General features: G+C 34.7%; 14 protein-coding genes. 6 read left to right on the plus strand and 8 right to left on the minus strand.

Annotated elements, in window-relative coordinates; translation table 11 throughout:
• Positions 1-11: 11 nt before the first annotated feature.
• Both K6119_RS06770 and K6119_RS06775 read right to left on the minus strand, forming a co-directional pair.
• Positions 12-1,241 (minus strand): Glu/Leu/Phe/Val dehydrogenase dimerization domain-containing protein, encoded by a 1,230-nt coding sequence (locus K6119_RS06770; protein ID WP_221837154.1) that lies wholly within the window; start codon positions 1,239-1,241, stop codon positions 12-14.
• A 68-nt stretch (positions 1,242-1,309) separates the two neighbouring features.
• Positions 1,310-2,395, minus strand: a complete 1,086-nt coding sequence (locus K6119_RS06775; RefSeq protein WP_221837156.1) for an anhydro-N-acetylmuramic acid kinase — start codon at positions 2,393-2,395, stop codon at positions 1,310-1,312.
• Positions 2,396-2,533: 138 nt separating this feature from the next.
• Here K6119_RS06775 and K6119_RS06780 point away from each other — a divergent pair, with 138 nt between their 5' ends.
• Genes K6119_RS06780 through K6119_RS06790 form a run of 3 tightly spaced genes read left to right on the plus strand, consistent with a single transcriptional unit; the run spans position 2,534 to position 4,745 of the window.
• Complete coding sequence (locus K6119_RS06780; RefSeq protein WP_221837158.1) at positions 2,534-3,676, plus strand: acyl-CoA dehydrogenase; 1,143 nt, start codon at positions 2,534-2,536, stop codon at positions 3,674-3,676.
• Between the two features lie 2 nt (positions 3,677-3,678).
• Positions 3,679-4,110 carry a hypothetical protein gene (locus K6119_RS06785; RefSeq protein ID WP_221837160.1) on the plus strand — a complete coding sequence of 144 codons (432 nt, stop codon included), beginning with the start codon at positions 3,679-3,681 and terminating at the stop codon, positions 4,108-4,110.
• Positions 4,111-4,154: 44 nt separating this feature from the next.
• Positions 4,155-4,745 (plus strand): T9SS type A sorting domain-containing protein, encoded by a 591-nt coding sequence (locus K6119_RS06790; protein WP_221837162.1) that lies wholly within the window; start codon positions 4,155-4,157, stop codon positions 4,743-4,745.
• Between the two features lie 51 nt (positions 4,746-4,796).
• On the opposite strand, the gene K6119_RS06795 is transcribed toward K6119_RS06790, so the two are convergent.
• The 6 genes from K6119_RS06795 to K6119_RS06820 all read right to left on the minus strand — a co-directional run bounded on the left by K6119_RS06795 (position 4,797) and on the right by K6119_RS06820 (position 10,813).
• A complete protein-coding gene (locus K6119_RS06795) occupies positions 4,797-5,714 on the minus strand; it encodes a hypothetical protein (RefSeq protein ID WP_221837165.1) in 918 nt (305 codons plus the stop codon).
• A gap of 83 nt (positions 5,715-5,797) precedes the next feature.
• Positions 5,798-7,078 carry a UDP-N-acetylmuramoyl-tripeptide--D-alanyl-D-alanine ligase gene (locus K6119_RS06800; RefSeq protein ID WP_221837168.1) on the minus strand — a complete coding sequence of 427 codons (1,281 nt, stop codon included), beginning with the start codon at positions 7,076-7,078 and terminating at the stop codon, positions 5,798-5,800.
• 87 nt (positions 7,079-7,165) lie between these two features.
• Complete coding sequence (locus K6119_RS06805) at positions 7,166-8,362, minus strand: phosphoglycerate kinase (RefSeq protein WP_221837180.1); 1,197 nt, start codon at positions 8,360-8,362, stop codon at positions 7,166-7,168.
• 67 nt (positions 8,363-8,429) lie between these two features.
• Positions 8,430-8,843, minus strand: coding sequence for a hypothetical protein (locus K6119_RS06810; RefSeq protein WP_237828118.1), 414 nt, complete (start codon positions 8,841-8,843; stop codon positions 8,430-8,432).
• 78 nt (positions 8,844-8,921) lie between these two features.
• Complete coding sequence (locus K6119_RS06815; protein ID WP_221837184.1) at positions 8,922-9,770, minus strand: DUF5777 family beta-barrel protein; 849 nt, start codon at positions 9,768-9,770, stop codon at positions 8,922-8,924.
• Positions 9,767-10,813, minus strand: coding sequence for a c-type cytochrome (locus tag K6119_RS06820; protein WP_221837186.1), 1,047 nt, complete (start codon positions 10,811-10,813; stop codon positions 9,767-9,769). Before K6119_RS06820 ends, K6119_RS06815 begins: the two co-directional genes overlap by 4 nt.
• Positions 10,814-10,854: 41 nt before the next feature.
• Between K6119_RS06820 and recG the strand changes: the two genes are divergently transcribed.
• The 3 genes from recG (at position 10,855) to K6119_RS06835 (ending at position 13,759) form a co-directional block, all read left to right on the plus strand.
• Complete coding sequence (gene recG, locus K6119_RS06825; RefSeq protein WP_221837189.1) at positions 10,855-12,954, plus strand: ATP-dependent DNA helicase RecG; 2,100 nt, start codon at positions 10,855-10,857, stop codon at positions 12,952-12,954.
• Between the two features lie 86 nt (positions 12,955-13,040).
• Entirely contained in the window at positions 13,041-13,382 is a 342-nt protein-coding gene (locus K6119_RS06830; protein ID WP_221837192.1) for a hypothetical protein, read from the plus strand.
• Positions 13,379-13,759, plus strand: coding sequence for a hypothetical protein (locus K6119_RS06835; protein WP_221837194.1), 381 nt, complete (start codon positions 13,379-13,381; stop codon positions 13,757-13,759). The genes K6119_RS06830 and K6119_RS06835 overlap by 4 nt, the downstream gene beginning before the upstream one ends.
• Positions 13,760-13,774: the final 15 nt, after the last annotated feature.

The raw sequence follows: 13,774 nt of genomic DNA on the forward strand, positions 1-13,774 counted from the left end.
TTTTATTGAGTTTAAACCAGTTTGTTAAGTGCTATTTCAAAAGCTGTCTTAGCAATTTTAGTTTTATTGTTATTTTTTTGATGTGTATCAACCATTGCTTTTTTAATGGTTTCTGATGTATCATTAAAGATTCCTTTGTCTGACAATTCTTCCAAGTCGTTGCTCATTAAATAAGCAAAAACTCTAGCCATTCCGCAATTTGAAATAAAATCAGGAATTACAGCAATGTGCTCATCTGTATAATCAGCAATAGGTCCAAAGAAAATTTCTTTATCCGCAAACGGAACATTAGCCCCTGCAGAAATTACTTCCATACCGTTTGCAATCATTCTATCTACTTGATCTTTTGTAATTAATCTTGAGGCAGCACAAGGAATAAAAATCTCTGCTTTGATATCCCAAATTTTGGCGTTTACTTCATCAAAAGACATCATGTCAGGCGCATTTAATGCGTTTCCATCTTTATTCAAGAATAATTCTCTGATCTCTTCTAAAGTAAATCCTTCTTCTTTGATCAACCCTCCAACTCTATCAATGATTCCAACAATTTTAGCTCCTTGTTGCGCCAGGTAATAAGCTCCGGCTGAACCAACATTTCCCCATCCTTGAACGATCACTCTTTTTCCTTCAACACTTCCTCCCCAGATATCATAATAATGTTTCACTGACTCAGCAACACCGTATCCTGTAATCATATCAGCTACAACATACTTTCTTGAAACCGAAGGTGAGAAACTCTCATCTTCTATCACCTTTAGTACTCCTTGTCTTAACTGACCAATTCGGTGAATTTTTTGCGCTTCTCTTGGCTGAAAATGTCCATTAAACACTCCTTCTTGAGGATGCCAAACACCACAATCTTCAGTTATAGGAATTACTTCGTGAATTTCATCTACATTTAAATCACCACCAGTTCCGTAGTAATGTTTTAAAAGTGGAGTTACTGCGGCGTACCATCTTTGTAACACACCTTTTTTTCTTGGATCACTTGGATCGAAATTAATTCCGGATTTAGCACCACCAATTTGAGGACCCGCAACAGTAAACTTTACCTCCATGGTTTTTGCTAAAGACTCAACCTCTCTCTTGTCTAAGCCTACTCTCATTCTGGTACCACCACCAGCAGCACCTCCTCTTAATGAATTAATAACTACCCATCCCTCTGCCTCAGTTTCCGCATCTTTCCATTCGAAAACTATTTCGGGACGTTTGTTCTCAAATTTTTCAAGAAGTTTGATCATTTTGCATCCAAAATTAATTGGGCAAAAATAGTAAAGATTTTAACTTCTGAAACCTTCTATGAATTCCACTATGATTTATTCGACGGATAAAAACGAAATCCCCCTATTGAATCTTTTTCAGCTCCGGTTACCGAACTAAGCGTATTGATTTGATTATTAATATTTAAAAAACCTAAAAAGGCAAAAATCAAAGCCTCTTTAAAGTCCAAAATTTCCTTTTCAGCAATAATAATTTTTGAAGTGGTTTTTAACTGAATAGCCTCAACCAATGTTTTATTTAACGCTCCACCTCCACTAATCAAGCAATTTGATATATTTTCTTTATTGAGTAATGCAGCAATCTGATAAGCTTCATGCTCTATGACTGTTTTCAATAAACTTTTTGGATCACTTTGCGCATATTTTTGAAGAATGGGATAAAAAAACTGATTCATCCATTCATACCCTAGTGATTTAGGAGGAGCTTTACGATAAAACTTCAAATCATTAAGTTCATTCAATAAATCTTCAATAATAACTCCTTGAGCAGCCATTTCACCATCTTTATCATAGGCAGTATTGAAATACTCTACCATCAATTGATTCAGTGGCAAATTTGCCGGGCATATGTCAAAAGCTATTCTCTCATTATTTTTTTCAAATGAAATATTAGCAATCCCTCCCAGGTTGAGACATGACTCATATTCCCCAAAAAGCAATCTATCTCCTATTGGAACAAGCGGAGCTCCTTGTCCACCTAATTGCACATCTTTAATTCTAAAATTGTTTATTGTTAGCAGACCAGTTATATCAGCAATTAACTGCCCCTCTCCAATTTGAGTAGTGATACCTTTCTCCGGCTCATGAAAAATTGTTTGGCCATGTGAAGCAATTAAATCCACTTTTCCTGACAATCTATTTTCAAGTATAAAATCATTTACTGAATGCCCTGAAAATTTCCCAAACTCTTGATCTAGAATTGTCAGCTCAGTTTCACTCATCTGAAAAGCCGACTTCAATTTTTTGTACCAAACATCATTGTAAGGATAGGTTTTAGTTGCAAGAATTTCAAATTCATATTGTTGTTTAGATTTTTTAAATTCTACGCAACAGACATCAAGACCATCCAGAGAAGTACCTGACATCAAACCAATTGCAATGCTGGAATCTTGCATCTATATTTAAGTAGTTTTAAAGATTGGAATTTGAAGTAGCAATTTATAAATTTTATTGGCTGAACTATAGCAATAAATGGTTAAATTTGCTCGACCTGAAAATTTGGTCACGGTACCTAAACCCTGAAAATATTAGAAATGGATTTTAAGTTTACTGAAGAACAATTAGCTGTAAAAGACGCCGCAAGAGACTTTGCGCAAAACGTATTAAAACCTGGTGTAATTGAAAGAGATATTCACGCCAAATTTCCGGCTGAAGAAATCAAGCAATTAGGTCAATTAGGTTTTTTCGGAATGATGGTTGATCCTAAATATGGAGGAGGCGGTATGGATACTGTTTCTTACGTTTTAGCTATGGAAGAAATTTCTAAAGTTGATGCCTCTACTTCAGTTTGTATGTCAGTAAACAATTCATTGTACAATTGGGGAATAGAAAGATTTGGAACTGAAGAACAAAAAGAAAGTTACTTAAGACCTGTTGCAGAAGGACAAGCAATTGGAGCTTTTTGTTTATCAGAGCCAGAAGCAGGGTCTGATGCTACTTCGCAAAGAACCACTGCTGAAGATAAAGGAGATTACTATTTATTAAACGGAACGAAAAACTGGATCACTAATGGTAGTTCAGCTTCATTCTATTTAGTAATGTGTCAAACAGATAAAGAAAAAGGTCATAGAGGAATCAACTGTTTGATAGTTGAAAAAGGAATGGAAGGATTCATTGTTGGAGAGAAAGAAGATAAAATGGGTATCAGAGGATCTGACACACATACTTTGATCTTTAATGATGTAAAAGTTCCCAAGAAAAATAGAATTGGAGAAGAAGGTTTCGGATTTAAATTTGCTATGCAAGTTTTAGGAGGAGGAAGAATTGGAATTGCTTCTCAAGCCTTAGGAATAGCATCTGGCGCTTTAGAATTGGCTATTCAATATTCAAAAGAGCGTCAAACTTTCGGAAAAGAAATTCACAAGCATCAAGCTATAGCGTTTAAATTAGCAGACATGGCTACTCAAGTAGAGGCTGCAAGATTAATGACATTGAAGGCTGCTCACATGAAAGATCAAGGTCTTGAGTTTACAGCACAAGCTTCAATGGCAAAATTATTTGCTTCTCAAATTGCTCAATCTGTAACTACTGAAGCCGTTCAAATTCACGGTGGATATGGTTATGTTAGAGAATACCATGTTGAAAGACTAATGAGAGATGCTAAGATTACTCAGATTTACGAGGGTACATCAGAAATCCAGAAGATTGTTATCTCAAGAGAGATTTTAAAAGACTAAAAGTGAAACTTCCTTTTTTGCACGGAGTAGTTTTAGGGATTTTAACCCTATTCTTTTCATGCGAAAAAGAATATAGCAAGTTTTCTAAATCAGAAAGCCATAATACCGGTATGGATTGCATGACATGTCACTCTAGCGGAGAAGAAAAATTTTACACTGCAGGATCTGTTTATGACTCATCATTTACAAATCCAATGTTAAATAGTGTCATAAAACTCTATACAGAACCCGCAGAAGGAGGAAAACTTAAGGGAACCATAGAAGTTGATGCACTTGGAAATTTTTATTCCAATGAACGGATAAAATACACTAACGGAATCTACCCTACTATTGTAGGACCAAGCGGAATAAAAAAACACATGACAACCCCCACAGTTACCGGCGCTTGTAATAGTTGTCATGGAAATACAGAATCACCAATCTGGATAGAATAGTGTAATTGTAATAAATTGCCTTTTTTAACGTCTTAGATTGTGATATGCGAATTGTCGTATTCATATCTTTTTTGCTATTGACCGGAATTTCATATTCACAGTCATTAAAATCTACTTTTAAAATCAATCAATTAAATGGTGAAGTTCATTTGAGTTTAACCATACATTCTGGGAATACCTGTAATGGCTTGACTATTTATCGTTCAAAAGACAGTCTGAATTTTGAATCAATTGGTGTTATTGATGGTTATTGTGGAAGTCTTACAGAATCTATCACCTATAACTTTACTGATGAAAACCCAATTGTTAACCAGGTGAGTTATTACAGATTTGAATTGATGGGACTAGAATCTTCAGAAATCAAATCCATCAAGGTAATTGATTTAGAAGGGAAAAACTTTAAGATTTGGCCAAATCCAATTTCTGACACAGCCACAATATACTTTAACAATGATCTCCAAAAAGAAATTGCTTTTAACGTATATGATTTAAGTGGAAAGTTAGTGTACAGTTTAAATACATCCTCAAGTGAAATCCCAATTGATACTTCAGAATTTGTCAATGGAACATTCATTTTCGTAATAAGAGATGAAGACAAGGAAGTGGCAAAAGGAAAATTTATCGTTCAAAAATAAAAACGCCCCTGCTCAAAAGAACAGAGGCGCAAGTAAATACACGGTTTAATTTTATTCTACAGATAATCCAGTAGCAACATCTCCAAAAGGAATAACCATTGGGTCATCACTATATGGATCTTCACACCAAACTCTTCCCATTGCAGCATCAACCTTAACCACTTTAGTGTTAACGAATGATCCTACCCAAGGAGCTTGAACAGCATCACCTGCTTTTACGTTTGGTTTAACTGGAACCGGTGTACAATCAGCTTTAGGATATACAGCCATTTTTCCAGCAAATCCAATTGTTAAAACTTTATCTCCGCTAACAGCAATAACTGTTGCAGCCTTAACTTTACCATCAGCTTTAGCAGCAACTGTAGTTCCAGGAGCCCAAGTAGATGTAAGAACGTGGAAAGTTCCAGCTTCAATTTGCTCAGTCATTTGACCAAAACCAACTCCTTCAGAGTTTTGAGCAGGATTATCCCAATCAATATCAATATAGTTTACAACCGGAGCAGCAGGATCTGAATCATCAGTTACAATTGCTCTTTTCATTCCTGAACCTGATTGCCACCAAGTCAACAAGATGTCTCCTTTTTTAGCAGTTTGATTAGGTTTAATCGGAACGATCATATAGTTAGGAATCTCCACTCCTTTATCTCCCATAAAATCAACTTTACTGTACTGGTCACCAGGCTCAGCTAAAGTTTGTTTGTAAAAAATAAATGTTGTGTTTTCAGCACCATCTTTTGTAGCATCTTCTTGCCAGTTTTTTGAAGGTGATAAAACGATATCTCCTGCCGCAGCATTCAATTTATCTTTTGGAAAATCAGGAAAAGGGTCGATAGCTCCACTTTCTACTACTTCTTCAGTAGTTTCTTCTGTAGTGTTATCATCATTTGTAGTTTCCTCTGTTGCTTCTTCGTTTCCTCCACAAGAGAAAAGGAATAATCCTATACCAAGGATGAAATAATTTTTCTTCATAGGGTTTATCTTAATTAAAATTTTAGACGACGAATTTAACAAAGTTATCTGATTCTGTTAAGCTTTCGTCTATTTTTTTAAGCCTACAAATACTGAATAAGATTCTCTAATTTAATGCCTCTTGAACCTTTTAATAGGATGGAGAAATTGTTTATTGACGATAAATCTTCATTATCTAATAAATCAATGAAATTGGAATACTTAGGAAAGTTGGAATTTGTTTTTTGAAATTCTTTGCCAACAAGAATCGCTTTCAAACCAAGGTCATTCAATAAATCAACTATTTTTTGATGCTCTACATTGCTAATTTCACCTAGTTCCAACATATCTCCAACAATGGCCAATTTACTTTCTGCTGTAATCTCAGCAAAACTTTGGATTGCGGCTTTCATTGAAGTAGCATTAGCATTGTAACAATCAACTATTAAAGTATTTCTATCAGATTTTTGAATTTGTGATCGATTATTTGAAGGCTGATAATTTGACAATGCCTCATTTATTGCAGCAGGTTGTACACCAAAGTAATCACCTATACAAACAGCTGCTAAAAAATTAGTGAAATTATATCTCCCTGTCAGCTTTGTTTCTATTATCTCAGAATGATAAGTTGAGTTGTTCCATTTAAATGAAACAAATGGATTCATTTCAACTAATTCACCTTGAATATTAGCCGATTCTTCACCATAAGTAACAAGAGGGGCCTTGGGCAAATGTGATTTTAAGGTTTCATCATCTGCATTACAGAAAATAACGCCTTGTACTTTTTCCATCCAACGGTACATGGCAGTTTTTGTTTGGATTACGCCTTCAAGCGAACCAAAACCTTCAATATGAGCAGCACCGACATTTGTAATTATTCCATGATTAGGTTCTGCAATTTCAACAAGTTCTTGAATATCCCCGGGTTTATTTGCACCCATTTCAATAACAGCAAAGTCATGTTGACTATTAAGTTTTAACAAAGTAAAAGGCACACCTAAATGGTTGTTTAGATTACCTTCTGTAATTAAAACATTGTATTTCTTTTTCAAAACAGCTCCAATCAACTCCTTGCTTGTAGTTTTACCATTACTACCAGTTATTCCAAGTATAGGAATATCGAACTGTTTCCTATGAAAATTAGCTAGTTTTTGTAGTGTTTCAAGAACATCATCCACCAAAAATATTTGATCCGAAGTTTTGTACTCAGCTTCATCTACTATTGCATAACTACAACCTTCATCAATTGCTTTTTGAGCATATTCATTACCATTAAAATTAGCACCTTTTAGTGCGAAGAAAATAGTATTAGGCTCCAGATTTCTTGTATCGGTGCAGACACCCTTGGAGGTTACAAACAATTCATGCAGATGACTGATATTCATGTTGCCAAAAATAGGACAATATGAGGTTAAATCATCACCTTTGAAAAGAGATATTTACAATGTTAAAAGTTGAAAACTTTGTTTGAATCAATCGTTTATAATAGCTGCAATACCAGGTAATGTAACGCCTTCAAGATACTCTAACATAGCACCACCACCAGTTGATACATGACTTACCTGATCTGCCAAATGAAATTGATTTACTGCGGCAACAGAATCACCTCCACCAACTAAAGAAAAGGCACCATTTTTAGTAGCTTTTGCCACAGCTAAGGCTATCTCCTTGGTTCCGTTTTGAAATTTTTCTAATTCAAAAACTCCCATTGGTCCATTCCACAATATCAATTTAGAATCAAGTACACACTGTTTGAAAGCTTTAATTGAATCTTCAGCAATATCTAATCCCATCCAACCATCAGGTATTTGATCAATTTTTACAGATTTAGTATTGGCCTCATTGGAAAACTCATCTGCTATAATAGTATCAGTTGGAATCAACAAATTAACTCCTTTCTCCTTTGCTGCTGACATGATTTCTCTTGCCGTTTCCAAGAAGTCTTCTTCTACCAAAGAATTACCAATTTGACCTCCTTGTGCCTTGATAAAAGTATAAGCCATTCCTCCACCAACAATCAAGTTATCTACTTTATTCATCAACTCAGTGATAATTGATATTTTGGATGAAACTTTTGCACCACCTACAATTGCGGTTAAAGGTTTTTGATTTGATTTCAACACTTTATCTACACTCTCAATTTCTTTCTCAATTAGATATCCAAACATTTTGTCGTTTGGAAAAAACTGAGCAATTACTGCAGTTGATGCGTGTGCTCTATGTGCAGTTCCAAATGCATCATTGATATACACATCTCCGTGTTGAGCTAATTTTTTAGCCATTTCAACATCACCTTTCTTTTCTCCTTCATGGAATCTCAAATTTTCAAGCAACAATACTTCTCCAGGTTTTAAATTAGCTGACATTTCAAAAGCCTTAGCACTAATACAGTCAGTTGCAAACTGAATTGACTGCCCCAGATTCTCTTCCACTTTTGAAATGATATTTTTCAATGAAAACTTGTCTTCAGGAATGTTTTTTGGACGCCCTAAATGAGACATCAAGACAACACTTCCTCCTGACTCCAACACCTTTTTTATAGTAGGGATAGCAGCCTTGATTCTTGTATCGTCAGTTACTTCAAGCGTTTCTTTGTTCAATGGAACATTAAAATCTACTCTAATTAAAGCTCTTTTTCCAGCAAAGTTGTAAGAAGAAATGTTTTTCATGTCGTTACTTAAAATTTGAGCCCGCAAATATAATCCAGTTTCAGATTCTGGATATGACATCTGTCAATTATTCTTCATTTTCGGCTAATTGTTTCCAATATGCCCTCCACCGAAAAGTCACTCTTTTATCACCATTAAAAATCAAACCCAAGTTTCTTCTATCCAGCCCGATTTTTCTAGCAAAACAAATTGCACAACTGTAAACAGTATCAGACTTTAGAGGTTGATAAGGATAGGAACATATTATATGCGGATCATTGGTAAAGGAACGCGTAACTATAGTCAATGAATCAACTACATCAACTGTGAAGTAAATTGTTAATCTTCCAGGCATTTTACCGGCCTTGAAACTAATAGTATCCATATTAATCTCAATCATTTGATTAGGTTCTACCAATTCAAAATGTAAAGTATCCGGATATGCCCAAACTTTTAATTGAGCAGAAGCTTTTAAACTAATACCAAAAAATAGAAATATCACCCAGCGCATTTCGCCAAGTTAAAAACTAGATGCAGCTTAAATTAAACTTTAACAGATTCCTAACAAAGCAATATTGAATCACAACTGGAATCTTCTATTAAAGAAGAATCCAAACCTAAATTGGCCGTCCAACCAATTGGAAGTTGTAAGCGGAATGAACAAATTCTCATTCATTGCTTTAGCATTTGAAAAATGTAATGAAAAGGTATGTCCTCCCGTTAAAATTTCAAAACCAAAACTCAATGGATCTTGAGCAGGGATTGATGATGGACGATTAAATACATGACTGTATTCGCATAAAACCGCTAGCGTTTTAGTAAATCTAAATCTAGCCGAAGTTCCGGCAAAATATAAACCATTCACATCTCCAAAAGCCACTAAATTTCTATGATTATATCCCAAATTAATTTGCCAGGTAAATCTGTCACCAAACTTTCTGGTAATTAATAGCTGATTTGTAAAAATGAAACGATTGATAAATCTTGGATAAGATGTTACAGATGTAGAATCAGGTGCTTTTTTTGCATACGGCAAAGCAATTGAACTTACAAAAGCCATTGAAATAGGCATCTTAGACGTTTTTTGTTCTAAAATTTTATACTTCACATAACCATCTACCACTTGCGTTCTAATCCCAACACCTTTTGATCTACCTAAACCAACATCCAGATTACCTAATATTCCGTATTCAAAAGCTAACCGAACATCAGCCAAATTATCAAATCCAAAAAAGTTGCTGATTCCACCAGATTCCCCTGCAAGATCACCAAATTTATGTGCAACGATAAATTCTAAATTATTTCGTTCAATACATTCAGTACTGTGATTATTGATTACCCTGGTTCCGGCAAATGATTCATAAACTTTATCCTGACCAAAAGATTTTACTGCAGAAAAAGCAATAAGGAGTAGTAGTATTTTTTTCATTCTTTAGCTTTTGTTTCGATAAAATAGATCAAATCCAACATCTGTTTATCGCTCATATTTTCAAAAGTATATTGTGGCATGTATTGCTTTCTACCACTAATTGAATAAGTTCCGTATCTAGTTATGTGAGAAATTGAAAAACTGTTATACTTCTCTTTTTTCGCCGCTAAAAATTTAAAAGATAGTTTATCCATCCCTAAATCAAAATTGGTAATTCCTTTGCCATAAGCGTGACAATGTAAACAACCTCCCTCATATATATACTTACCACTTTCAAAATTGGGTTGATAATCCGGAATAACAGGAATTTTTGAAGTTCCAAAATGTGCATCATTGTATGTGTTATACTTTGATTTCAGCAACTTGACACCATCCTTTTTATTCTTTTCATTTAAAGCAGATAGTTGATTTAATTCTTGAGAAGTAAAAACCAAATCAGAGATTTTTAACTCTAGTGTTTTATAATAGTGAATTATGCATCTTATTTCCCAAAACTCAAGCTCTCTCCCTTGCGAACACTGAGTGGCACACAATTGAATGGCATTGTAAAGTGTATCTCTGGTATTCTTCACCAAATCGCCATACTTTTTATCATAATCCCCATTGTACCAATGTTCTTTGTTATACATACTATAAAATGTAGAACCTGGTAAAAAAGGCACCTTATTTTTCATGCTATATTTTAATACTCTGTCGGGAGATTCATCCGCAGGATCATCCGTCTCAAGTACGATATTATGACAATCAGTGCAAACAAAATATTTTGAAATGCGATCAATTGAACCATCTTCCAACTCACCATACTTGATTAGACGTTCTCCAATTTTTGCAGAATCAGGATCAATTTTTTCTAAATAATGTACAGGTTTTTGATCACCGAGTTCAATTAAGGCTTTTTGAACTGTCCAATTACTGAAATCTTCCTGTTGTAAATTTTTGCTGTGCGAGTAAGCCGAATATTCTCCGGATGAGGCATTAACAAAGGATAAAACACCTACCCCTACACTTAAAAGCACGACAAGTAGTAATAATCTCTTTAGCATTTTTAACTTTGAAAGAAGAAAGATAGGAATTATTTGTTCGAATGAAAAATGTATTATCCACTCCCATTGTCTACCTAAAAGGTGTTGGCCCTAAAAGGGGTGAGATTTTACAGAAAGAAGCAAACATTCACACCTACAGAGATCTACTGAATTATTTTCCTTTTAGATATATAGATAAGTCGGCTTATCATAAAGTATCTGATATTCCTTTTCAAGAAGGTGCTGTTCAATTAAAAGGACAAATTATTGGATACAAAGAAGTAAAACAAGGAAGAACAAAAAGGTTAGAAGTTAGATTTGAAGATGAAACGGGCATTATAGAACTTATCTGGTTTAAAGGTGGAAAGTGGATCATTCCCAAACTTGAAAAAGGAGGATGGGCAAAGGTTTATGGAAAGGCAAAAAAGTATGGTGCAAAATTCAATATTGCGCATCCAGAAATTGAATTTTTAAATGGTCCAAACGAAGACAGTCTTGGTTTGCAAGCTGTTTATCATTCAGGAGAAAAATTACAAAATCTGGGATTTACGTCAAAAGGTTTTGAAAGAATAGTAGCCCAATTATTACCTGCCTTAAAAAACCAAATCCACGAGTTTTTACCTGACTGGTTAATGGCTGATTTGAATTTAATGAGCAGAGAGCAAGCTTACTTTGAAATTCATCAACCCAGCTCCTATGAAATGGCTCAAAAAGCACAGGTTCGTCTTAAGTTTGAGGAACTTTTCATACTTCAAATGGAATTGCTGTTTAGAAAGGAAATCACCAAGAAAAAAATTAAGGGATTGAAATTGGAAACAGTTGGTGCCCATTTCAATGAATTTTACAAAGAACATTTACCATTTGATTTAACCGGAGCTCAAAAAAGGGTGATCAAAGAAATAAGATCAGATATTGGTTCCGGAATTCACATGAACAGATTATTGCAAGGAGATGTTGGTAGTGGAAAAACATTGGTTGCATTAATGGTAATGCTGATAGCTATAGATAACGGTTACCAGGCTTGCATGATGGCTCCGACTGAAATTTTGGCCAATCAACATTATAATACCATTTGTGAATTCCTCGCAAAAATGGATTTAAAAGTTGCTTTGCTTACCGGATCAACCAAAAAAGCAGATCGTAAAATATTACATGAACAATTGCGAGCCGGTGAGATCAATATTCTAGTGGGAACTCATGCATTATTAGAAGATGTTGTGATGTACAAAGATTTAGGCATTGCAATTATTGATGAGCAGCATAGATTTGGTGTAGCGCAAAGGTCAAAGCTTTGGAAGAAAAACTTATTACCTCCTCACATTTTGGTGATGACCGCCACTCCTATCCCAAGAACTTTAGCTTTAACTTTTTATGGGGATTTGGACATTTCAGTGATTGATGAAATGCCTCCAGGTAGAAAAGAAATACAAACATCTCACAGATTTGAATCTGCCAGACTAAATGTTTTCCAATTTTTAGAAAATGAAATAACTAAAGGCAGACAGGTTTATATCGTATATCCATTAATTCAAGAATCTGAAAAGTTGGACTATGAAAACTTAATGGATGGATATGAAGCTATTACTAAGCGTTTTCCTTTGCCAAAATACAAAGTGAGCATAGTTCACGGCAAAATGAAACCTGAAGACAAGGATTACGAGATGAAGATGTTTTCAGAAGGAAAAACCAATATAATGGTGGCGACAACAGTAATTGAGGTTGGTGTGAATGTTCCTAACGCATCTGTTATGGTAATTGAAAGTGCGCAAAAATTTGGATTGTCCCAGCTGCATCAGTTGAGAGGCCGAGTTGGAAGAGGTGCAGATCAATCATACTGCATTTTAATGACCAATCATAAATTGGGAGAAGATGCAAAAAAGCGACTAATGACCATGGTTGAAACAAATGATGGTTTTAAAATTTCAGAGGTAGATTTAAAATTGAGAGGTCCGGGAGATATTATGGGTACCCAGCAAAGTGGCTTGTTAAATCTTAAATTATCTGACCTGTCCAGAGACGCTCAAATAGTTAAATTAGCCCGAATCAAAGCAGAAGAATTGATAGAAAGAGATCCCAACCTCAGTGAAAAAGGGCATCAAAAAATTGCTCAGGTTTTGCGAAAAGTATTGAAAGAAAAACCAAACTGGAGCCGTATTTCATAAAACACAATACTTTGCAAGTGTTGAAAACTAAATTTTTATTGGGAGTTGAAATTTTGTAAATTATAGATGAACCAAATCTATAAGTTATGAAAGGAATCACAAACAGAGTACTAGCAATTTCCCTATTTTTCATTACTTCAACAACTTTTGGACAAGTCTCAGGAGATTTAAAAAGAGACAATAGAAAAGTAACGAAGAATATAAAATATACTGTATCTTACAGCAAACCGGGAAAGATGATCTTCAGCATAGTTGTTGACCGAAACGGAAATGTAATCACTTGTTTAATAGATGAGCATAAAAGCACCATACGACAAGGCCCTATTATGCTAAAGTCAAGGGATATGATTAAAAACGGTTTAAAATTTGAAGCCGGGAATTATCCGCCGAATCATCACGGTTATGTAGAAATAAATACGACACAATGATAAAAACTGCTTTAATTGCGTTTAGCTTTTTAACCTCTTGCCTTCTATATGGTCAGGTTTATGGCGACATTTTCATGGATAAAAGAAAAATAGAAAAGGATATTAGTTATACTGTCCCCTATTCTACTCCAGGAAAATTAGTATTTGACATTGCAGTTGACATTGACGGTAAAATAACATCCTGCGTACTTGATGAGTCAAAAAGTACCATTAAGAAAACAGGTGTAATGATGCGTGCAAAAAATATCATCATGCAAGAGTTGAAATTTGAGCAAGGATATCAATGGCCAAAATTCCATAGAGGTTCTGTTCAAATTAACACTGTTCAAGGCACAGAGCAAAAAGAAAACAATCAATTTGCTCCACCACCTAATTAAATTTTAATTAATACA

It is taken from the genome of Paracrocinitomix mangrovi (genome assembly GCF_019740355.2).
Classification (GTDB): Bacteria; Bacteroidota; Bacteroidia; order Flavobacteriales_D; family Crocinitomicaceae; genus Paracrocinitomix; species Paracrocinitomix mangrovi.

What these genes read in the sequence shown, in the direction of transcription:
- K6119_RS06770 (WP_221837154.1), bottom strand. Translation starts at nt 1,241, where the DNA reads ATGATCAAACTTCTTGAAAAATTTGAGAACAAACGTCCCGAAATAGTT.
- K6119_RS06775 (WP_221837156.1), bottom strand. Translation starts at nt 2,395, where the DNA reads ATGCAAGATTCCAGCATTGCAATTGGTTTGATGTCAGGTACTTCTCTG.
- K6119_RS06780 (WP_221837158.1), top strand. Translation starts at nt 2,534, where the DNA reads ATGGATTTTAAGTTTACTGAAGAACAATTAGCTGTAAAAGACGCCGCA.
- K6119_RS06790 (WP_221837162.1), top strand. Translation starts at nt 4,155, where the DNA reads ATGCGAATTGTCGTATTCATATCTTTTTTGCTATTGACCGGAATTTCA.
- K6119_RS06795 (WP_221837165.1), bottom strand. Translation starts at nt 5,714, where the DNA reads ATGAAGAAAAATTATTTCATCCTTGGTATAGGATTATTCCTTTTCTCT.
- K6119_RS06800 (WP_221837168.1), bottom strand. Translation starts at nt 7,078, where the DNA reads ATGAATATCAGTCATCTGCATGAATTGTTTGTAACCTCCAAGGGTGTC.
- K6119_RS06805 (WP_221837180.1), bottom strand. Translation starts at nt 8,362, where the DNA reads ATGAAAAACATTTCTTCTTACAACTTTGCTGGAAAAAGAGCTTTAATT.
- K6119_RS06815 (WP_221837184.1), bottom strand. Translation starts at nt 9,770, where the DNA reads ATGAAAAAAATACTACTACTCCTTATTGCTTTTTCTGCAGTAAAATCT.
- K6119_RS06820 (WP_221837186.1), bottom strand. Translation starts at nt 10,813, where the DNA reads ATGCTAAAGAGATTATTACTACTTGTCGTGCTTTTAAGTGTAGGGGTA.
- recG (WP_221837189.1), top strand. Translation starts at nt 10,855, where the DNA reads ATGAAAAATGTATTATCCACTCCCATTGTCTACCTAAAAGGTGTTGGC.
- K6119_RS06830 (WP_221837192.1), top strand. Translation starts at nt 13,041, where the DNA reads ATGAAAGGAATCACAAACAGAGTACTAGCAATTTCCCTATTTTTCATT.
- K6119_RS06835 (WP_221837194.1), top strand. Translation starts at nt 13,379, where the DNA reads ATGATAAAAACTGCTTTAATTGCGTTTAGCTTTTTAACCTCTTGCCTT.